Consider the following 21,813-nt stretch of genomic DNA (forward strand, 5'->3'; position numbering starts at 1 on the left):
GATAAGTTTTGAATGTTTTAGTATGTAAGGACGAAGTATTTCTTCTTACCACGGCGGATAACGGTGAGTTCATTTTCAAGTTTGTCTGCGCCACCCAAAACATAGTCCAGGTCTTGGATGCGGTCGCCGTTGACATAGATAGCTCCGTTTTGAACATCTTCGCGAGCTTGGCGTTTTGAGTTGACAACGCCAGCTGATACGAGGATTTCGACGATGTTGAGGTTTTCGTCAGCTTGTACTTGGTAGTTTGGCACGCCACGAAGTCCTTGTTTGAGTTCTTTGACAGAAAGGTTTTTGATGTTTCCAGCAAAGAGTTGTTCGGTAATATTGAGGGCTTCCTTGTAGGCTTCTTCACCATGGACAAGAGTTACCACTTCACGAGCGAGGATTTTTTGAGCCAAGCGTTCGTGTGGAGCTGCTTCGAATTGTTTGCGGATGTCTTCAATCTCATCCAGTGACAAGAAGGTAAAGATCTTCAAGAAGCGAACAGCGTCAGCGTCCATGACGTTCATCCAGAATTGGTACATTTCGTATGGAGAAGTCTTGTCAGCATTGAGCCAAACTGCGTTTCCTTCTGATTTACCAAATTTCTTACCAGTCGCATCAGTGATAAGGGGAACAGTGATAACGTGGCCAGTCTTGTCAGCCTTACGACGAAGCAATTCAGTACCAGCAGTCATATTGCCCCACTGGTCAGAACCACCGATTTGCAGGGTGACGTTATGGTCTTGGTTGAGGACAAAGAAGTCGTAACCTTGCATGATCTGGTAGGCAAACTCAGTGTAAGAAATCCCTGTTTCAATCCGTTTTTTTACGGATTCCTTGCTCATCATGTAGTTGACAGTGAAGTATTTACCGACATCACGGAGGAAGTCAATGAAACTGATGCTGCCAAACCAGTCGTAGTTGTTGACCATGACAGCCTTGTTTTCACCATTTTCAAAGTCAAGAAAACGAGAAAGTTGTCCTTGGATAGACTTGACCCAGCCATCTACTGTGTCTTTTGTTTGGAGACTACGCTCTACATCTTTAAAGGATGGGTCGCCAATCAAACCTGTTGCACCACCGACGAGGGCATAAGGCTTGTGCCCAGCTAACTGTAAGCGGCGGCTGGTCAAAATAGCCACCAAGTGACCTAAGTGAAGACTGTCCGCTGTTGGATCGTATCCAGTATAATAAGAGACTTGCCCTTCTTCTAAGGCTTTACGCAAAGCTTCTTCATCAGTTGTTTGAAAAATCAAACCACGCTCTTGCAGCTCATCAAAAATGTGCATAGTTGTCTCTCCTTTTCTAAGATAGCAAAGATCTTGCCCTTGCTCAAGTATTTTTTTGTTTATCCCTCTATTGTATCACAAACCCGATAAATAGCAATGAGTAGCCAGAAAATAATTCCCGCAAAAGCGCTAGAATTAGCTCTTTCTTGATATAATCTGCTGATGTTTGCTATAATAGTCGAGAAGGAGAATCTATGTTGAAAGAATTTATAAAAAAGTTAAGGCAGTTTGGTAAGGGGGCACCCTCGCCCGTTACGCAGCCTAAGTCAAAAGGAGAGACATGGTCGGTACTTGATATTGTTTCCGTAATCTTTCGGACAATGAAATTACTCTTAAATGTCGCTTTTGTATTTATCTTTTTTGGGGTGGTATTAGGAGCTGGACTTGGTTTAGGCTACGCAGCCAGCCTTTTTAGTGATGTCTCCGTGCCGAATCAGGAGGAGCTGGTAAGTCAGGTCAATAAGCTTTCTGGGATTTCCAAGCTGACCTATGCCGACGGAGAGTTGATTTCCGAAATTGATAATGATTTGTTGCGGATTCCAGTTGCTAGCGATGCGATTTCTGACAATGTCAAAAATGCCGTCATTGCGACTGAAGATGAAAATTTTGAGATTCACAATGGTGTTGTGCCCAAGGCTGTTCTGCGGGCGACCTTGGGTTCTGTAGTTGGAGTTGGTTCATCCAGCGGGGGATCGACCTTGACTCAGCAGTTGATCAAGCAGCAGGTCGTGGGAGATGCTCCGACCTTCAAGCGGAAGGCGGTCGAGATTGTTGATGCTTTGGCTCTGGAACGCTATATGTCCAAGGATGATATTTTGACCACCTATTTGAATGTGGCACCTTTTGGTCGAAATAATAAGGGGCAAAATATTGCCGGTGTGGAAGAAGCGGCTCAAGGGATTTTTGGTGTATCAGCCAAAGATTTGACTATTCCGCAGGCTGCCTTTATTGCAGGATTGCCTCAGAGTCCGATTGTCTATTCGCCTTATGCTTCTGATGGTAGCATGAAGAGTCCAGATGACATGGCTTTAGGTCTAGAGCGGGCTCGGCATGTTTTGTATAATATGTACCGCACAGGCCGACTGAGCGAGGCCGACTATCAGCAATATAAAGACCATGATCTGACGCAGGATTTTAAGCAGACGGAGAGTCTGCAAAAGAGCTCGCATAGTTACCTCTATCATACAGCCTTTTCAGAAGCGCAGACGGCCATGTATCAGTACTTGATCCAGCGGGACAATGTATCCCAGCAAGAATTAAAAAATAATGCAACGGTTGAAGCTTATCAGGAGTTGGCTCGAAAAGAGCTGAGCGAGGGTGGCTATACGGTTACGACAACTATCAATCATTCCATTCATCAGGCGATGCAGAACGCAGTTGCCAACTATGGTGGTCTCTTGGATGATGGAACAGGAATGGTCGAGGTTGGGAATGTCCTTCAGGACAATAAAACAGGAGCAATCATTGGCTTTGTCGGTGGTAGAGACTATAGCTCTAATCAAAACAACCATGCTTTTGATACGGAAAGATCTCCTGGTTCGACTATCAAGCCGATTTTAGCTTATGGGATTGCCGTTGACCAAGGGCTGATGGGAAGTGCGAGCGTGCTCTCTAATTACCCGACGAACTTTTCTAGTGGTGAGCCGATTATGCACGTGGACAGTCGCGGGACGGGCATGATGGATCTGCAGGAAGCCCTCAATACTTCTTGGAATATTCCAGCTTATTGGACCTATCGTGCACTTCGTGAGAAGGGTGTGAATGTCCGAGGCTATATGGAAAAAATGGGCTACCATATTGACAACTACGATATTGAAAGTCTACCAATGGGTGGGGGAATTGAGGTTTCAGTTGCCCAGCATACCAACGGCTTCCAGACCTTGGCTAATAATGGCTCTTACCAAGAAAAATATATGATTGAAAAGATCACAGCTCCAGACGGCAAGGTAGTTTATGAGCATAAGGCCAAACCAGTTCAGGTTTACTCACCTGCTGCTGCGACGATTATGCAGAACCTGATGCGAGGCGTGCTCAACTCTGGCGCAACTACGACCTTTAAATCGAGAATTAGCCAAGTCAATGGCACTTTGGCAGGTGCAGATTGGATTGGCAAGACTGGTACAACCAACAGCAATGGTGATATGTGGCTCATGCTTTCCACTCCTCGGATGACCCTTGGAGGCTGGATCGGTCATGATGACAATACCTCTATGGCTGCCTTGACAGGCTACAATAACAATGCGGCCTATATGGCTTATCTGGCCAATGCCATTTATGAAGCGGATCCAGAGGCCTGGGGAATCGGAGAGAAGTTCAATCTTGATTCGAGCGTTATCAAGTCTGATGTTCTCAAGTCTACTGGAGAAAGACCAGGAACCGTCACAATCAATGGTCGCTCCATCAATCTAAGCGGTCCGACCGTTCCTAGCTACTGGGCTAAGAATGGCGCGCCTACGACGAGCTACCGCTTTAGTATTGGTGCATCAGATGCGGATTATCAGAGAGCTTGGGGAGCAATTTTGGGAAGCTATACCTCTAATTTTAGCTCTAATTCCAACTCCAGTTCCAATAATGGGACTAATTCCAGCAGTAACCGGCAGGGAAACTAGGACATCAAGAACGGCTTTTCAACTTTTCAGAAAGCAGAGGAAAGCCTTGCAATTTCTAGATAAATGCGGTATAATAGTATCAATAATTTGTCGTGTGCTTTAATTGAAATATTGTCCGATTAAAGCTTGCAGCAGTTAAATCAAACTTTTTATAAGTCAGATTTAGCTGCTCTTTTTGTGTCTATTTTTCAGAATTCTAAGATTTGTAACGCAAACTTAAAGATTCTAAAAACTTAGCAAAAGGGACTGATTGTAGCTGTTTTGACGAGAGTCAATAGCGTAGAAAGGGGTCTCCCCTTGGTAAGAGTGAAGAAGAGTGTGATATGAGAGGTAGGTGGTTATTATTTCAGTAATCGGTAAATCTCAATTCTCTCCGATTCCTCCCTCTGTACTTTATAAAAAAGGAGTTAGAAACTTGGCAGGACATGACGTTCAATACGGGAAACATCGGACCCGTCGTAGTTTTTCAAGAATTAAAGAAGTTCTTGATTTACCAAACTTGATTGAAATTCAAACAGACTCGTTTAAAGATTTCTTGGACCATGGTTTGAAAGAAGTCTTCGAGGATGTGCTTCCTATTTCAAACTTTACCGACACCATGGAATTGGAATTTGTCGGCTATGAAATCCGTGAGCCTAAATATACGCTGGAAGAAGCTCGTATCCACGATGCTAGCTACTCAGCGCCAATCTTTGTGACTTTCCGCCTGATTAACAAGGAAACTGGTGAAATCAAGACGCAGGAAGTCTTCTTTGGTGATTTCCCAATCATGACTGAAATGGGGACCTTCATCATCAACGGTGGTGAACGGATTATCGTGTCTCAGTTGGTGCGTTCGCCAGGGGTTTACTTCAACGATAAGGTTGACAAAAACGGTAAAGTTGGCTACGGTTCAACTGTTATTCCTAACCGCGGAGCTTGGTTGGAGCTAGAAACAGACTCAAAAGATATCGCCTATACTCGTATTGACCGGACTCGTAAAATTCCATTTACTACTTTGGTGCGTGCGCTTGGTTTCTCAGGTGATGATGAGATCTTGGACATCTTTGGTGACAGTGACTTGGTGCGCAACACCATCGAAAAAGATATTCACAAGAATCCAATGGACTCTCGTACAGATGAAGCTCTGAAAGAAATCTACGAGCGCCTTCGTCCAGGTGAGCCTAAAACGGCTGAAAGTTCACGTAGCTTGCTTGTGGCTCGTTTCTTTGATCCACATCGTTATGACTTGGCGGCAGTTGGTCGTTACAAGATTAACAAGAAGCTCAACATCAAGAATCGCCTACTCAATCAAACATTGGCAGAGCATCTGGTAGACGCTGAAACAGGGGAAATCCTTGTTGAAGCTGGTACAGTTATGACTCGCAGTGTGATCGACAGCATTTCAGAGCAACTGGACAATGGCTTGAACAAAATCACTTACATTCCAAACGATTCAGCTGTTCTTCTTGAGCCAGTTGAATTGCAGAAGTTTAAAGTTGTAGCTCCGAATGATCCAGATCGCGTTGTGACGATCATTGGTAACGCAAATCCGTCTGACAAGGTTCGGATTGTAACACCAGCTGATATCTTGGCTGAAATGAGCTATTTCCTCAACTTGGCAGAAGGCATCGGTCGCGTGGATGATATTGACCACTTGGGGAACCGTCGTATTCGTGCGGTTGGTGAGCTGTTGGCTAACCAAGTCCGTCTGGGACTTTCTCGAATGGAGCGTAACGTTCGCGAACGGATGAGCGTTCAGGACAATGAAGTGCTGACTCCGCAACAAATCATCAACATCCGTCCAGTAACTGCTGCTATTAAAGAATTCTTTGGTTCTTCACAGTTGTCTCAGTTCATGGACCAACACAATCCACTGTCTGAGCTCTCTCACAAGCGTCGTCTTTCTGCCTTGGGACCTGGTGGTTTGACACGTGACCGTGCTGGTTATGAAGTGCGGGACGTGCACTATACTCACTATGGTCGCATGTGTCCGATTGAAACGCCTGAAGGACCAAACATTGGTTTGATCAATAACTTGTCTTCTTACGGACACCTTAACAAATATGGCTTTATTCAAACGCCTTACCGTAAGGTAGACCGTGAAGCTGGTGTGGTAACCAACGAAATCGTTTGGCTGACAGCTGACGAGGAAGATGAATTTATCGTAGCGCAGGCAAACTCTAAGCTTAATGAAAAAGGTGGCTTTGCAGAGCCTATCGTTATGGGACGCCACCAAGGTAACAACCAAGAATTCCCATCAGACCAAGTGGACTACATGGATGTATCACCTAAGCAGGTAGTTGCCGTGGCGACAGCATGTATTCCTTTCTTGGAAAACGATGACTCCAACCGTGCCCTCATGGGTGCCAACATGCAACGTCAGGCTGTGCCATTGATCGATCCAAAAGCGCCTTATGTTGGTACTGGTATGGAATACCAAGCTGCCCACGATTCTGGTGCAGCGGTTATTGCCCAGTATGATGGTAAAGTTACCTATGCGGATGCAGATAAGGTAGAAGTTCGCCGTGAAGATGGTTCGCTAGATGTTTACCATATCCAAAAATTCCGTCGTTCAAACTCAGGAACTGCCTACAACCAACGTACCCTTGTAAAAGTTGGCGATGTCGTTGAAAAAGGCGACTTTATCGCTGACGGACCTTCTATGGAAAATGGAGAAATGGCGCTTGGACAAAACCCAATCGTTGCCTACATGACATGGGAAGGTTACAACTTCGAGGATGCCGTTATCATGAGTGAACGCTTGGTCAAAGACGATGTCTACACCTCTGTCCACCTCGAGGAATACGAATCAGAAACACGCGATACAAAGCTTGGGCCTGAAGAAATCACTCGTGAAATTCCAAACGTTGGTGAAGATGCCCTCAAAGACCTTGACGAGATGGGAATTATCCGTATCGGTGCTGAGGTTAAAGAAGGCGATATCCTTGTAGGTAAAGTGACACCTAAGGGTGAAAAAGACCTTTCAGCTGAAGAGCGCCTCTTGCACGCTATCTTCGGAGACAAGTCTCGTGAAGTCCGTGACACTTCTCTTCGTGTACCACACGGTGCCGATGGTGTCGTTCGTGATGTCAAGATCTTTACCCGCGCTAATGGTGATGAGTTGCAATCAGGTGTTAACATGCTGGTTCGCGTCTACATCGCTCAAAAACGTAAGATCAAGGTCGGAGATAAGATGGCCGGACGTCACGGAAACAAAGGGGTTGTCTCTCGTATCGTTCCCGTGGAAGACATGCCATACTTGCCAGACGGAACACCAGTTGATATCATGTTGAACCCACTCGGGGTACCATCGCGTATGAACATCGGTCAGGTTATGGAGCTTCACCTTGGTATGGCAGCGCGTAACTTGGGTATCCACATTGCGACACCGGTCTTTGACGGAGCTAGCTCAGAAGATCTCTGGGATACGGTCCGTGAAGCTGGGATGGATAGCGATGCCAAGACGATTCTTTATGATGGCCGTACTGGTGAGCCATTTGACAACCGCGTTTCTGTCGGTGTCATGTACATGATCAAGCTCCACCACATGGTTGACGACAAACTCCACGCCCGCTCAGTCGGTCCTTACTCAACCGTTACTCAACAGCCACTCGGAGGTAAAGCTCAGTTTGGTGGACAACGTTTCGGGGAAATGGAAGTTTGGGCCCTGGAGGCTTACGGTGCGTCAAACGTTCTTCAGGAAATCTTGACCTACAAGTCTGACGATATCAATGGTCGTCTCAGAGCCTATGAAGCTATCACCAAAGGGAAACCAATTCCAAAACCAGGTGTTCCGGAATCCTTCCGCGTCTTGGTAAAAGAATTGCAGTCTCTCGGATTGGATATGCGTGTGCTCGACGAAGATGACAACGAAGTAGAATTGCGTGATTTGGATGAGGACATGGATGAAGATGTGATCCATGTGGACGATCTGGAAAAAGCACGTCAAAAACAGGCTCAAGAAGCGAAAGCGGCTTTTGATGCTGAAGGAAATGAAGAAAAATAATTTGTCGCTGATTAGATAAATAAGAAAGGTAAGAAATAGTGGTTGATGTAAATCGATTTAAAAGTATGCAAATCACCCTAGCTTCTCCAAGTAAGGTCCGTTCATGGTCTTACGGGGAAGTGAAGAAACCTGAGACAATCAATTACCGGACCTTGAAGCCAGAACGTGAAGGTCTCTTTGACGAGGTGATCTTCGGGCCAACCAAGGATTGGGAGTGTGCCTGCGGTAAATACAAACGGATTCGTTATAAAGGGATTATTTGTGACCGCTGTGGTGTCGAAGTAACACGGACCAAGGTTCGCCGTGAACGTATGGGCCACATTGAGCTCAAAGCACCAGTTTCTCATATCTGGTATTTCAAGGGAATCCCAAGCCGAATGGGCTTGACTCTGGATATGAGTCCGCGCGCCTTGGAAGAAGTCATTTATTTTGCGGCTTATGTGGTGATTGATCCTAAGGAAACACCACTGGAGCATAAGTCTATCATGACAGAGCGTGAGTACCGCGAGCGTCTCCGTGAATATGGTGCAGGTTCATTCGTTGCTAAAATGGGAGCAGAAGCGATCCAAGACTTGTTGAAACAAGTGGATTTGGAAACAGAAATTGCGGCTCTCAAGGAAGAATTGAAAACAGCTTCTGGTCAAAAACGAATCAAGGCTATTCGTCGATTGGACGTTTTGGATGCCTTCTACCGCTCTGGCAATAAGCCAGAATGGATGATTCTCAACATCCTGCCGGTCATTCCACCAGATCTACGTCCAATGCTCCAATTGGACGGTGGCCGCTTTGCCTCATCTGACTTGAACGACCTTTACCGTCGTGTTATCAACCGGAACAACCGTTTGGCTCGTTTGCTTGAGTTGAATGCACCAGGTATCATCGTTCAAAATGAGAAACGGATGCTGCAAGAAGCGGTGGATGCTTTGATTGATAACGGTCGCCGTGGTCGTCCGATCACAGGTCCAGGTAGCCGTCCACTCAAATCTTTGAGCCACATGCTCAAAGGTAAACAAGGTCGCTTCCGTCAAAACTTGCTGGGTAAACGGGTTGACTTCTCAGGACGTTCCGTTATCGCCGTTGGTCCGACATTGAAAATGTATCAATGTGGTGTGCCACGCGAGATGGCCATCGAGCTCTTCAAGCCATTTGTCATGCGGGAAATTGTTGCCCGTGATTATGCACAGAATGTGAAAGCTGCTAAGCGCATGGTAGAGCGTGGCGATGAGCGCATCTGGGATGTCTTGGAAGATGTTATCAAAGAACACCCAGTGCTCCTTAATCGCGCACCGACCCTTCACCGTTTGGGTATCCAAGCCTTTGAGCCAGTTTTGATTGACGGTAAAGCTCTTCGCTTGCACCCATTGGTCTGTGAAGCCTACAATGCCGACTTTGACGGTGACCAAATGGCCATCCACGTTCCATTGTCTGAAGAAGCACAGGCTGAAGCTCGTATCCTCATGCTGGCTGCTGAGCACATCTTGAATCCGAAAGACGGAAAACCGGTTGTAACACCATCTCAGGATATGGTCTTGGGTAACTACTACCTGACCATGGAAGAAGCAGGTCGCGAAGGCGAAGGTATGGTCTTTAAAGACCGTGATGAAGCCGTGATGGCCTTGCGTAATGGCTATGTCCACTTGCACACTCGTGTGGGTATCGCGACAGATAGCCTCAACAAACCTTGGACAGAAGATCAAAAACACAAGATCCTCATGACAACAGTAGGTAAGATTCTCTTTAACGACATCATGCCAGAAGAGCTGCCTTACCTGCAAGAGCCGACAAATGCTAACTTGACAGAAGGCGTTCCAGCTAAATACTTCTTGGAACCAGGAAAAGACATCAAATCTGCTATTGAAGCTCTAGAGTTAAATATTCCGTTCAAGAAGAAAAATCTAGGAAATATCATCGCTGAAATCTTCAAACGCTTCCGCACCACAGAAACATCTGCCCTCCTGGACCGCTTGAAAGACCTAGGTTACCACCATTCTACTCTGGCTGGTTTGACAGTGGGTATTGCGGATATTCCAGTCGTGGAAGACAAGGCAGAGATCATCGAAGAATCTCACAAGCGTGTAGAACAAATCACCAAGCAATTCCGTCGTGGTATGATTACCGACGATGAACGCTACAACGCAGTTACTGCTGAATGGCGTGCTGCCCGTGAAAAATTGGAAAAACGTTTGGTTGCCAACCAAGATCCGAAGAACCCAATCGTTATGATGATGGACTCTGGAGCCCGTGGTAACATCTCAAACTTCTCACAGCTTGCCGGTATGCGTGGTCTGATGGCTGCTCCAAACGGACGTATCATGGAGTTGCCAATCTTGTCTAACTTCCGTGAAGGTTTGTCCGTTCTGGAAATGTTCTTCTCAACTCACGGTGCTCGTAAAGGTATGACCGATACAGCCCTTAAGACTGCCGACTCAGGTTACCTGACTCGTCGTCTGGTTGACGTTGCTCAAGATGTGATTATCCGTGAGGACGACTGTGGTACAGACCGCGGCTTGCTCATCACTTCTATCACAGAAGGCAAGGAAATGATTGAGTCTCTGGAAGAGCGTCTCAATGGTCGTTACACTAAGAAGACGGTTAAACATCCAGAAACGGGTGCTGTCATTATTGGTCCAAATGAATTGATCACCGAAGACAAGGCGCGTGAGATTGTTAATGCTGGTGTTGAAGAAGTGACGATTCGCTCTGTCTTTACATGTAACACCCGTCATGGTGTCTGCCGTCACTGTTACGGTATCAACTTGGCGACTGGTGATGCAGTTGAAGTCGGTGAAGCAGTCGGAACCATCGCTGCCCAATCTATCGGGGAGCCTGGTACACAGCTGACCATGCGTACCTTCCACACGGGTGGTGTTGCCTCAAATACCGATATTACTCAGGGTCTTCCTCGTGTCCAAGAAATCTTTGAAGCCCGCAATCCGAAAGGGGAAGCGGTCATCACAGAAGTCAAGGGTGAAGTTACTGCTATCGAAGAAGATGCATCTACTCGTACTAAGAAAGTCTTTGTCAAAGGTGCAACTGGTGAAGGTGAATATGTAGTGCCATTTACAGCCCGCATGAAGGTGGAAGTGGGCGACCAAGTCTCTCGCGGTGCTGCCTTGACCGAAGGGTCTATCCAACCTAAGCACTTGCTGGCTGTCCGTGATGTCTTGTCTGTTGAAACTTACCTGCTTGCTGAGGTACAAAAAGTTTACCGTAGCCAAGGGGTAGAAATCGGCGACAAACACATTGAGGTAATGGTTCGTCAAATGATTCGCAAGGTACGTGTCATGGATCCAGGAGATACAGATCTCCTCATGGGAACTCTCATGGATATCACTGACTTTACAGATGCTAACCGTGATGTGGTTATCTCAGGCGGAGTGCCTGCGACAGCCCGTCCAGTTCTCATGGGAATCACCAAAGCTTCCCTTGAGACAAATAGCTTCCTGTCTGCAGCTTCCTTCCAGGAAACAACTCGTGTTCTGACAGATGCTGCTATCCGTGGTAAGAAAGACCATCTCCTTGGCCTCAAGGAAAATGTTATCATCGGTAAGATTATCCCAGCCGGTACTGGTATGGCTCGTTACCGTAACTTGGAACCACAAGCAATCAATGAAGTTGAAATTATTGACGAAGTTGTGGAAACAGCAGAGACTGAAGAAGTCGAAACAAGCGTAGAATCATAAAAACTTGCTTGAGTTTACAATATAAAAGTCTATCAGGAAGAGAATCTTGTATTCTCTTCTTTTTTGTTAGCTTGGACGGAGGAGGCGCAGTTAGAATACAATTGGAAGTTTCAGAGATCCATTTTGTTACTAGACTGAATCAAAAGCTGAGGGGAGGAGCTTCCTAGTGAGTATGATGGCACATTTTTTTGATTTTACATGGCTCTTAGCTGTACAGGAAGGGGAAAATTCGATATACTAAGTAAAAGGAGGAAAAAATGAAAATTTTTTTGCAAAAAGTAGAATATAGTTTACTGGCTTTATTTTTAGCCGTACAGACTCAAGTTCCTTTTGTGATGATCCAGTTTTACAAAGGTCGAGATCAAAGTTTTTCAATGGGTTACACCTTGCTTGTCCTGATGGTTTATTTTCTGATTATTTTTTATGCCCTGCGAATGGCCAAAAAAGAAGGCCTGCTGACCCTTGATTTTAGCTTTTTTAATTTAAAATCAGTGATCTGGCTAGTATTATCCTATCTGATAACTTTCGGAGTTAGTATTTTTGCTGCGATTATTATGCTTCTAGAGGGGCAACTTTCAGGAACGACAGCCAATCAAACTGCTTTGCAGAACTTGTTTCAGAGTACGCCCGTTATTTGCTTGTTGTGGGAGCTTGTTTTTTCAGCGCCAATTTTGGAAGAAATTCTTTCCGTGGTTTGATTCCCCAAAAGCTATTTCCCCAGCATGAGTTGATTGGCTTGGTGGTTGGTTCCATTCTTTTTGGTTTTTTCCACGGTCCGACCAATATCGGTAGTTTTATCCTTTATGCTGGTATGGGGGGCGTTCTAGCTTTGGTGGTTCACCAGACTAAGCGTTTGGAAATGGGAATTTTAGCCCATATGTTGCGGAATGCCATTGCTATTCTAGTGATGATTGCCGCACAAGGCTAACGATAGATAATTGACAGATGAAGAGGTCAGCTTGACCTCTTTTTTGACATTTCAGGGATAAAAAGTGACTTTTTAGGGCAGCGAGCCAACAGGGCAAATCTTTTGCTTTATAATGAGAATTGTATCTTAGCTTTAGGGAGTGAAAAATATGCGTCTCAAATTTCAAAAATCTATCCAAATCTTATTGGTAGTTATGCTAATGCAATCGGTCTTGCTGCTTTTGGTTCAGCCAATGACCGACCGCTTGGTTTTATCAAGGCCTAGTCTGCTCTTTATCTCTCTGTTTTTGCTCATTCTTTTTGGGTACGCCTCTTACTTTTCTCGTGAGTGGCGGGATTTTAAGATAGAGCTGCGTGCTTCCAAGCGATTTCCACACTTGCGCTATCTCTACTTTTTGATGATTGCAAGCAATGCAGCAGGCCTTGTTCTTCTTTGCGGTCAGGCGAGTTTGGTGCAAGCACCCTTGCAGCAGCTAGTTTCAGACAGTTTTTTGGCTTCCTCCTTGCTGCTACTTGGCATGGACCTACTGGCTTTGTCGCCGCAGGTTGGCCAAAATAGGCAGATGAAATATGGGAAAAGTTGGGCTTTTGCTTTGGGAATCACTCTCTTTGCTTTCCTGAGAAATCTCGGAGAATCATCTTGTTTTCTAATTTACCTAAGTTTAGGCATGGCTTTTGTCCAAGTCTTGAAAGCTTGGGTTGGATCTCTGGAATTGTCCCTGCTGGCTCATCTTCTGCGAAATCTGATTCTAATCTTCCTTTTGCCCTTCTGTTTGTAAAAATTGTTTTCTTAAATAGTGGAATTGTGGTAAAATGATAAATGACACAAGAGTCTGAGAGGGCTGCTTGTAGGATCAAGTGCAGTTTGTAAAACTGATGCTGCATCTGCTGTTGGCTTTGCGGTACACTAGATGAGTGTGCCTTTTTGTTGAAAGGCAGAAGTAGCAAAAGGAAAGGAAATACGATGAATCTAAGACAGCTTGCACCAGATGGCAAGACGGCCCTTTGCGGGATTCTCAATGTTACTCCAGATTCCTTTTCGGATGGGGGCAGATATGATACGGTGGAAAAGGCTCTGGAGCAGGCAAGCAAGATGATAGCTCAGGGAGCTCACTTGCTGGATATCGGTGGTGAGTCGACTCGTCCGGGCAGTCATTTTGTGGACATTGAGGCGGAAATAGGGCGTGTTGTGCCGGTCATTGAGGCTCTTCGTCGGGAGAGTGATATCCTCATTTCTGTGGATACTTGGAAGGCGCCAGTTGCAGAAGCAGCTTTGGCCGCTGGAGCCAATATCATCAATGACATCACGGGACTCTTAGGTGATGAGAGAATGGCAGCCGTGGCCGCCAAGGCTGGAGCGCCAGTCATTGCCATGTTCAACCCAGCCATGGCTCGGCCCCAACATACTAGCTCGAAAATCTTTCCGACTTTTGGCTTTGGACCTGCTTTTACGGAGTCAGAATTAGCAAATTTTGAGCAGCTGGATATTCAGGCTCTTATGTGGGCATTTTTTGAAAAGACACTGGCAAGAGCTGAGAAAGCTGGGCTAGAGCGGGAGCAAATCATGCTGGATCCAGGGATAGGCTTTGGTTTGACTAAGCGGGAGAATCTCCTGCTCTTACAGGAGTTGGGGAGCATTCATCAGGCTGGCTTTCCCATTTTTCTGGGTGTCTCTCGCAAACGCTTTTTGGTCAATATCTTGGAGGAAAATGGTTTTGAGACCGACCCAGAGACGGAAGCTGGTTTTCAAAACAGAGACCTTGCTTCAGCTCATTTGACCAGCATTGCAGCTAGTCAGGGTGTTGAGGCTGTGCGGGTGCATGATGTGGGAGTCCACCGAATGGCAGCCGAGGTTGGCGATGCCATTCGACTGGCTCAGAAAATGGAAGATCTAAATTTACGGCAGTATAAATGAGTATGATAAAAGAAGAATTGCCAGATTTAAGCTGGCTGGAAGCCTATCGGACGGATAGTCCTAATTTTGGCTTGGAGCGGATGGAGCGGATGCTGGCGCTGCGGGGAAATCCTCATTTGCAGCTGTCAGTGATTCATATAGGGGGTACCAACGGGAAGGGCTCAACCATTGCCCACCTGCGTCAACTCTTGGAAATGCGAGGTCTGCGTGTGGGAACCTTTACCTCCCCCTATCTGATCAGCTACAATGAACAAATCGCCATCAATGGGCAGCCGATTTCTAATCAGGATTTGGGGCGCCTGCTAGATACTTATCGAGCTCTCTTTGAGGAGCAAGCGCACGATGAGGTTTTACAAGGTGTGACTGAGTTTGAAATCATGACAGCTTTGGCCTATGATTATTTGGCTCAGGAGCGAGTCGATGTGGCCATTATGGAGGTCGGCATGGGCGGCCTCTTGGACAGTACCAATGTCTGTCGCCCTGATTTGACAGCCATTACGACCATTGGCTTAGATCATGTGGCTCTGCTGGGGCATTCTCTGGCAGCAATTGCCGAGCAGAAAGCTGGGATTATCAAGCCAAATGTGCCCTTGGTGACTGGGCGGATTGAGCCAGAAGCTCTGGCAGTTATCGAGTACAAAGCTCATCAAATGCAAGCCCCCCACTATGTGTACGGTCAATCTTATCAAGTGACAAGCTTGGGAGGGACTGACTCAGGAGAGCATTTTAGCTTTTCCAATGCCCATCGGGAGGCGGAGCCCTATCTGACGTCTCTGTTAGGACAACATCAGGTAGATAATGCTGGTTTGGCGATTCAGCTCTGTGACCTCTATTGTCAGAGCAAGCAGCTACCGCTTTTAACAAAAGAGCAAATAGACGCCGCTTTACTGGCGACAAACTGGCCGGGGCGGATGGAGCAGATTTCGCACCAGCCTCGCATCATTCTCGATGGCGCCCACAATCCTCATGCTATGGAGAGATTGACGAGGACTTTGAACCAACATTATCCAGACCTGGATAAGAAAATCCTTTTTAGCTGTATCCAGACCAAGTCTCTGGAGGAAATGGTAGGTCAACTCAAGCAAGTACCTAAGAGTCAGCTGATTTTGACCAGTTTTGCAGATCCACGGAGCTTTTCCAAAGAAAAAATGGAGGCGCTGGCTTGCGAGCAGGGCTTGAACTATGCTGCTTGGCAAGACTTTTTAGAGGCTTATTTGAAAGCTGAGCATAGGAACGATGAGCTTTTGCTGATTACGGGTTCTCTTTATTTTCTGGCTCAGGTCAGGGCCTATATCATTGACAAAGAAAAAGAACATAGGAGTATATATGGACACGAAGAAAATTGAAGCAGCTGTTGCTCAGATTATTGAGGCGATTGGCGAAGATGGAAGCCGCGAAGGCTTGCAGGAGACACCGCAGCGCATTGCCAAGATGTATCAGGAAATTTTTGCTGGGCTGGGCGAGACGGCTGAGGAGCATCTGGCCAAGTCTTTTGAAATCATTGACAATAATATGGTAGTGGAGAAGGCTATTTTCTTTCATTCCATGTGTGAGCACCACTTCCTGCCGTTTTACGGGAAGGTTCACATCGCCTATGTGCCTAATGGTCGGGTAGCAGGCCTGTCTAAGCTGGCTCGTACGGTAGAAGTATATGCCAAGAAACCGCAGATTCAAGAGCGATTGACTGTAGAGATTGCTGAAGCCTTGATGAACTATCTGGGTGCTCAGGGGGCCTTGGTCTGGGTGGAAGCTGAGCATATGTGTATGAATATGCGGGGAGTCAGAAAGCCTGGCACTGCAACGGTTACTACAGCAGCGCGTGGTGTTTTAGCGACGGACAAGGATCTAAAAAATGAAGCTTACAAACTGATGGGACATTAAGGACTTGACAATAAGGAGAGGAAAGTCATGGATCAGCTACGGATTAAGGATTTGGAAGTGTACGCCTATCATGGTGTTTTTGGAGCGGAAAAAGAACTGGGGCAGCGTTTTGTGCTGGACTTGATTTTGGACTATGATATGACTCGAGCGGCCAAAACAGGCGACCTGACAGCTTCTATCCACTATGGAGAATTGGCTCAAGATTTGACCCACTGGTGTCAGGCAAGCAAGGAAGACTTGATTGAGACGCTGGCTTACAAGCTGATTGATCAGATTTTTCTGACCCATCCTTTAGTGCAGAAGGTCAGCTTGGAGGTCAAGAAGCCTTGGGCGCCGGTGCCGCTGCCTTTAGAGACCTGCTCCGTCAAGCTAGTGCGTCAAAAGCGGAAGGCCTTTATCGCTTTGGGAAGCAATCAAGGCAACCCAGCTGCCAATCTGGATGCGGCTTTGGAAAAAATGGCAGAGCAAAATATAAGAATTTTGCAGGCATCAAGCCGCATCGAGACAGAGCCTTGGGGTGGCGTTGAGCAGGATCCATTTCTCAATCAAGTTGTTGAAGTTGAGACTTGGCTCAATCCTGAGGAGTTAATGCAGACCTTGCTAGCTATAGAAGCAGATCTAGGGCGCGTGCGGGAGATCAAATGGGGACCTCGTGTGATTGATCTGGATATTCTTTACATAGGGCAAGAAGAGTTATACAGTCCAAACTTGATTGTTCCTCATCCTTATGTGGCTGAGCGAGCTTTTGTCTTGCAATCTCTGGTGGAAATCGCTCCACATTTTGTCGATCCCGTGCAGAAAAAAAGCATCCGCCAGCTCTGGGATGCGGTTGAAAGATGAAAAAAGAAACTTGTCGCAAGGCAAGTTTCTTTTCTTGTCTGAACTTTCTCTGAACTTGTCCTTGTATACTAAAGAAAAACAAAAGGAGTTCAGTATGGAACATATGGTAAAAATAGAAGTAGTCTGCAAAAAGCATGGAAGCAAGCAGATTTTAAAAGATATTTCTTTTACAGCTAGAAGTGGTCGGATTACAGCTTTTTTGGGTCCAAATGGTGCAGGGAAAAGTTCTACCTTGAGGATTCTCTTGGGGTTAGATCGGGCGACAGCAGGAACTGCGACTTTTGATGGGCGAACCTATCAGTCAATGACTTATCCGCTCAGAACGGTGGGTGCAGCCTTTGACGGCATTGGCGGTCTGCCCAATCGAAAGGTCTATGACCACTTGAGAATTATTGCGGCGAGTAATGCTATTCCCAAGTCTCGGATCGATGAGGTTTTGGAGATGACTGGAATCGCTCATAAGAGGAAGGACCTCTTGTCAAGCCTGTCTTTGGGGGAAGGTCAGCGGTTGGGGTTAGCAGCAGCTTTGCTGGGGGATCCTCAGTTTCTTATATTAGATGAGCCGACCAATGGACTGGATCCAAGTGGGATTAAGTGGTTTAGAAAGTTCATCCGTCAGCAGGCTGATTTAGGGAAAACGGTACTTCTATCTTCCCATATCTTGTCAGAGGTGCAAATGGTGACAGATGATGTGGTCTTGATTCATCATGGGCGAATTATTGAGCAGGGACGATTGGAAGAGGTGCTGCAAGATTCAGACAGTCTAGAAGATCTCTTCTTTGATTTGACAGAGGAGGTTTAAGATGAAAGAAACGCTGTCCTTATTGCATTCAGAGTGGTTGAAAATCCGCTCAACCAAGGCTTTCAGAGTGAGTATGGTCTTCATGCTGCTATTGGTGCCTGCCGTATCCTGGCTGGAGGGCCGACAGTATTTGTCTATTGGCTTGGATGCCACACCTGAGACGGTTCCCGGTCTGGCAGAAGCCATTGATCCGCTGGAATATCTGGGCCTCAATGGAGCCTCTATGGCGGGCATGGTTTTGGTCATCTTAGCTGGAATTTTAGGAGCTATGGAATTTCAGTCTCATAGCTTGAGAACTAGCCTCTTGACCTGTAATAACCGCCTAAAGCTGCTTGTGGGGAAACTCATGACCTTTACTTGCTTTTCTCTTGCCACTAGCTTTTTATCAATTTACTTTAGTTATATGGCCATGCATCTGGCTTTAGGAAAGGAAGGGCTTGATCCGATTCTGCTCAATCAGGCAGCTTGGAGTCTGATTTTGTGGAAAACCTTATCTCTGACCTTGTTGGGAATCCTTTCATTCTTGCTAGGTTTATTGGCTCGGACCATGCTAGTTCCTCTGCTTTTTCTCGTACCCCAAATCTATAATCTGGGAAACTACCTGGCAGCTCACACGAGTTGGGGAGCTTATTTGCCACAGCCAGCAGGAGAGTTGTTCACCGCAACGCCAACTTCCCAATATGTCAACAATCCCTTGCAAGGGCTGTTGATACTTGGTGCATGGTTACTAGTCATCGGCGGTATGACTTCTCTGCGCTTTTTGAAGACGGATTTAGGAGGGCGCTACTGATGATCAAAGCTCTGCTTAGAAGTGAATGGATTAAGTTCCGTTCTTACTATCTCGCTCTTGGTGCCGCCTTGGTGGTTCTGGTAGCTGTTCCATTTTTTCTGATGAATCTTGACTATAGTCAGACAGCAGTTGGCCATACAAAGGCTCTGAGCGAGGCTTTGCATGCCCTCTATCTGGCGCAACCTGTCATGGTCATCTTTACTTCTCTCTATTTTGCCCAGGAGTTTGTCAAGTCTGGGATGCGAACTAATTTTCTAACCGTATCAAATAGAAAGGCTTGGTTGGCTGGGAAATTCCTTTTTCTGACCTTGCTGCTCTTGGCTCTCTACAGTGTCATGATAGGCAGCTGTTTCCTTGTTATGCTGGCTCGTTTTGACCTAGACTTTAGCTGGTCCTTGCTGGGGAAATTCCTCTATTACAGCTCTTTTGGTCTTCTCAGCAATCTTTTTCTGGCTTTTTTAACTGCTGGCCTCGCTTTGCTCTTTCAATCTTGGGTTGTGCCGGTGTCGGTGCTCTTTCCTCTCTTGATTGGTCTCAGCCGTTTATTGGCAACTTTTATCAAGGAAGCAAAATACCTGCCCGATCTGGCTACGCTAAATCTTTTTGAGTATGAAGGACTTCAGCATTCAATAGATCTATCAGGGCTAGGAATACAGCTGTTATGGCTAGCTTTGGTTTGGAGCTTTGCTATAGTCTTAACCTTGAAACGAGATGTTCGCTAGAGGTATGCTATAATGGAAATCATGAGACAGTATCGTATTTTGGCGGTTGATGACGACCAAAGCATTTTGAAGTTGGTGAAAAACGTCCTAGAGCTCGATGCTTATGATGTGACGACGCTTGATCGGGTAGAAGACCTAGAGCTGACGCATTTTGTCGGATATGACTTGATTCTACTGGATGTGATGATGGAGCCTGTTAATGGTTTTGAGCTGTGTTCCTACATTCGTCCTCATCTTTCGTGTCCAATCATCTTCCTGACAGCCAAGGAATTGGAAGCGGACAAGGTGGAAGGGCTCTTTCGCGGAGCAGATGACTATATTGTCAAGCCTTTTGGGACTAAAGAATTGTTGGCGCGTGTCAGGGCTCATCTTCGGCGTGAAGAAAGACGTGAGGAGCGATATTCTGAAATTGCTTCTTGTCAATTTTATCCAGAGCGCTATGAAGTTGCCTGTTTTGGTAAAGTCTTGAAATTTTCAGAGCGAGAGTTTAAGTTGCTGCATTTACTAGCTAGCAATCCCAAGCAGACCTTTTCAGCTGAACGCCTGCATACCTTGCTTTATCCAGAAAGCTCAGAAACACAGCTTCGCTCCATCTCAGAATACGTATATCAGATTCGCCAAAAATGCAAACAAGAAGGGCTGCAAGCAATCGCAACTGTGAGAGGAGTAGGCTATAGATGGCAATTAGAACCCGAAATTTCAAAAGCCTAGTCTGGACAACCAGTTTAAAAATCGTCTTTTTCCATGTTTTGATTTTTGTGCTTATAGGCTATGAATTTACGCAAGGAAGTGATTACGCCCTTTTCACCTTGTTCTTTTGGGCAGGGAGCTTGCTGCTGATTACTTTTTATCATATTTTGAAATTGCTCCGAAAAATCGATAGGGAAATAAAAATGCTAAAGAGCGAGAAGCTTTTAGAAGAAAATCAAAGCCGGCTTTTTCGGATTGAGGAAATGCTAGAAGTCTATAACGATTTACGGAGCAGCCACCAAGAAAATGCTCGTCTTCTAGAAAAAGAGCAGCAGCATAATCAGGAGTTGATTTTACAGTTATCAGCGACATCGCACGATTTGAAAACGCCCCTAACTGTGATCAAGGGGAATGCTGAGCTCTTGGAGTTGACGCAGTTGGACCAGCCACAGGCAGACTATGCTGCTGAGATTTTGCAGGCTAGTCACAAGATGGAAGAGTATTGTGGCTCTTTGATTGATTACGCTAAGACTTTTCAGATTGATGCTAATCAGTTCAGTCAGCTTTCCTTAGGGGACTTTTTGGCTGATCTCCTGGACGATTGGGCACTGTTCAGCAAACAGGAAAGCCATCATTTTTCTCTCCAAGAAGATTGTGATCTTAGTCTGATTTTGTCCATTCATTTGGACTATCTCAAACGGGCTTTGCTCAATATTTTACTGAATGCGCTTGAACATGCAGACCAGGATCAAAAGGAAGTCAAGCTAAGGGTATCAGTGCAGCAGGACCAGTTGGTTTTTGCTATCTGGAACAACGGCCCTTCATTTTCAGAGGAGATGCTGCTGGGAGCGGAACGACTCTTTTACCAGAGTGACCAAAGCCGCAATTCAGCTAATCCCCATCATGGTATCGGCTTAGCCTTTTCTAAGCAGGTGGCTCTCTTGCACGGTGGTCGTCTGACCCTGCTCAATCCGGACCAAGGAGGAGCTTGTGTCGAATTGGCTGTAGCTTTGGAAAGCAAATAACAAAGGAAATCAATCAAGATGATAAAAGAGAGTGGGACAGAAATCGGTAATTCGTTAGAATTCGATTTCGTCGTCCCACCTCCGCATAGTTGAGTAGGGCTGTAAAAGCTGATGAAATCAGCCTAATAGAGCCCACTCAACCACTGCGTCTTGCTCGACGATCCAAAGACAATTGAGAGGCTAGGACTTTTGTCCCAGCCTCTTTTTTGCCGCTTTCTTCTTGACAAGAGATGTAAAGGAAGCTATACTATACTTGTAAAGTAAAGTTTATTTTACATTACAGAAAGGAGGCAGCCTTGGAAAATAGAATTCAAGAATTACGGAAAAGAAAAAAGCTCAGCCAGGAGGAGCTGGCTGAGAAGCTAGAGGTCACGAGACAAACGATTATTTCTTTGGAAAAGGGCCGCTATAATGCTTCGCTGCTTTTGGCTCATAAAATTGCCTCCTTTTTCAATTTAAGGATTGAAGAAGTTTTTCTCTTTGAGGAGGATGAATCATGAAATGGACTTATTTGTGTAAATGGCTATTGGCTATTTTGGTGGTGGTTGGCTTATCTTATCTCCATTTCACCGCCAATTTTATCCCTAAGGAAATCCTGCCTTTTGTGGGAATGTTCCTGATTGTGGTGATCTTGAAAATATTTCAAGCGTATGAAAAATAGGAGGCT

The 21,813-nt window shown here is 45.9% G+C and carries 18 protein-coding genes; 17 read left to right on the forward strand and 1 reads right to left on the reverse strand.

What is annotated here, in order from left to right; genetic code table 11:
- Positions 1 to 17 precede the first annotated feature (17 nt).
- Positions 18 to 1,274, reverse strand: coding sequence for a tyrosine--tRNA ligase (gene tyrS / locus I872_RS00755; protein WP_015604270.1), 1,257 nt, complete (start codon positions 1,272 to 1,274; stop codon positions 18 to 20).
- 194 nt (positions 1,275 to 1,468) lie between these two features.
- Between tyrS and pbp1b the strand changes: the two genes are divergently transcribed.
- From pbp1b to I872_RS11245, 17 genes are all read left to right on the forward strand, one after another.
- Positions 1,469 to 3,883 (forward strand): penicillin-binding protein PBP1B, encoded by a 2,415-nt coding sequence (gene pbp1b, locus I872_RS00760; RefSeq protein WP_015604271.1) that lies wholly within the window; start codon positions 1,469 to 1,471, stop codon positions 3,881 to 3,883.
- Positions 3,884 to 4,298: 415 nt separating this feature from the next.
- Positions 4,299 to 7,871 (forward strand): DNA-directed RNA polymerase subunit beta, encoded by a 3,573-nt coding sequence (gene rpoB / locus I872_RS00765; RefSeq protein ID WP_015604272.1) that lies wholly within the window; start codon positions 4,299 to 4,301, stop codon positions 7,869 to 7,871.
- A gap of 38 nt (positions 7,872 to 7,909) precedes the next feature.
- Positions 7,910 to 11,554, forward strand: a complete 3,645-nt coding sequence (gene rpoC, locus I872_RS00770) for a DNA-directed RNA polymerase subunit beta' (protein WP_015604273.1) — start codon at positions 7,910 to 7,912, stop codon at positions 11,552 to 11,554.
- Positions 11,555 to 11,811: 257 nt separating this feature from the next.
- Positions 11,812 to 12,252: a hypothetical protein gene (locus I872_RS00775; protein ID WP_234702197.1), complete on the forward strand. Its 441-nt coding sequence runs from the start codon at positions 11,812 to 11,814 to the stop codon at positions 12,250 to 12,252.
- Positions 12,249 to 12,482, forward strand: a complete 234-nt coding sequence (locus tag I872_RS12120; protein WP_234702198.1) for a CPBP family intramembrane glutamic endopeptidase — start codon at positions 12,249 to 12,251, stop codon at positions 12,480 to 12,482. Before I872_RS00775 ends, I872_RS12120 begins: the two co-directional genes overlap by 4 nt.
- A 148-nt stretch (positions 12,483 to 12,630) precedes the next feature.
- Positions 12,631 to 13,260, forward strand: coding sequence for a hypothetical protein (locus tag I872_RS00780; RefSeq protein WP_015604274.1), 630 nt, complete (start codon positions 12,631 to 12,633; stop codon positions 13,258 to 13,260).
- Between the two features lie 185 nt (positions 13,261 to 13,445).
- Complete coding sequence (gene folP / locus I872_RS00785; RefSeq protein ID WP_015604275.1) at positions 13,446 to 14,396, forward strand: dihydropteroate synthase; 951 nt, start codon at positions 13,446 to 13,448, stop codon at positions 14,394 to 14,396.
- A 2-nt stretch (positions 14,397 to 14,398) separates the two neighbouring features.
- Positions 14,399 to 15,742, forward strand: a complete 1,344-nt coding sequence (locus I872_RS00790) for a bifunctional folylpolyglutamate synthase/dihydrofolate synthase (RefSeq protein ID WP_041826760.1) — start codon at positions 14,399 to 14,401, stop codon at positions 15,740 to 15,742.
- Positions 15,723 to 16,277, forward strand: a complete 555-nt coding sequence (gene folE, locus I872_RS00795) for a GTP cyclohydrolase I FolE (protein WP_015604277.1) — start codon at positions 15,723 to 15,725, stop codon at positions 16,275 to 16,277. The genes I872_RS00790 and folE overlap by 20 nt, the downstream gene beginning before the upstream one ends.
- Before the next feature lie 27 nt (positions 16,278 to 16,304).
- Positions 16,305 to 17,117, forward strand: coding sequence for a 2-amino-4-hydroxy-6-hydroxymethyldihydropteridine diphosphokinase (gene folK, locus I872_RS00800; protein ID WP_015604278.1), 813 nt, complete (start codon positions 16,305 to 16,307; stop codon positions 17,115 to 17,117).
- A 94-nt stretch (positions 17,118 to 17,211) separates the two neighbouring features.
- The gene (locus I872_RS00805; RefSeq protein ID WP_041826854.1) at positions 17,212 to 17,919 is read left to right on the forward strand and encodes an ABC transporter ATP-binding protein; all 708 of its coding nucleotides are present in this window, start codon (positions 17,212 to 17,214) and stop codon (positions 17,917 to 17,919) included.
- 1 nt (position 17,920) lies between these two features.
- Positions 17,921 to 18,709 carry an ABC transporter permease gene (locus tag I872_RS00810; protein ID WP_015604280.1) on the forward strand — a complete coding sequence of 263 codons (789 nt, stop codon included), beginning with the start codon at positions 17,921 to 17,923 and terminating at the stop codon, positions 18,707 to 18,709.
- Entirely contained in the window at positions 18,709 to 19,431 is a 723-nt protein-coding gene (locus I872_RS00815; RefSeq protein ID WP_015604281.1) for an ABC transporter permease, read from the forward strand. The genes I872_RS00810 and I872_RS00815 overlap by 1 nt, the downstream gene beginning before the upstream one ends.
- Positions 19,432 to 19,443: 12 nt before the next feature.
- Positions 19,444 to 20,142 (forward strand): response regulator transcription factor, encoded by a 699-nt coding sequence (locus tag I872_RS00820; RefSeq protein ID WP_015604282.1) that lies wholly within the window; start codon positions 19,444 to 19,446, stop codon positions 20,140 to 20,142.
- Complete coding sequence (locus I872_RS00825) at positions 20,109 to 21,146, forward strand: sensor histidine kinase (RefSeq protein WP_015604283.1); 1,038 nt, start codon at positions 20,109 to 20,111, stop codon at positions 21,144 to 21,146. Before I872_RS00820 ends, I872_RS00825 begins: the two co-directional genes overlap by 34 nt.
- Before the next feature lie 296 nt (positions 21,147 to 21,442).
- Positions 21,443 to 21,646, forward strand: a complete 204-nt coding sequence (locus I872_RS00830; RefSeq protein WP_002896748.1) for a helix-turn-helix transcriptional regulator — start codon at positions 21,443 to 21,445, stop codon at positions 21,644 to 21,646.
- Positions 21,643 to 21,807 (forward strand): hypothetical protein, encoded by a 165-nt coding sequence (locus tag I872_RS11245; RefSeq protein WP_015604284.1) that lies wholly within the window; start codon positions 21,643 to 21,645, stop codon positions 21,805 to 21,807. Before I872_RS00830 ends, I872_RS11245 begins: the two co-directional genes overlap by 4 nt.
- Positions 21,808 to 21,813 lie beyond the last annotated feature (6 nt).

Source organism: Streptococcus cristatus AS 1.3089, from assembly GCF_000385925.1.
Classification (GTDB): Bacteria; Bacillota; Bacilli; order Lactobacillales; family Streptococcaceae; genus Streptococcus; species Streptococcus cristatus_B.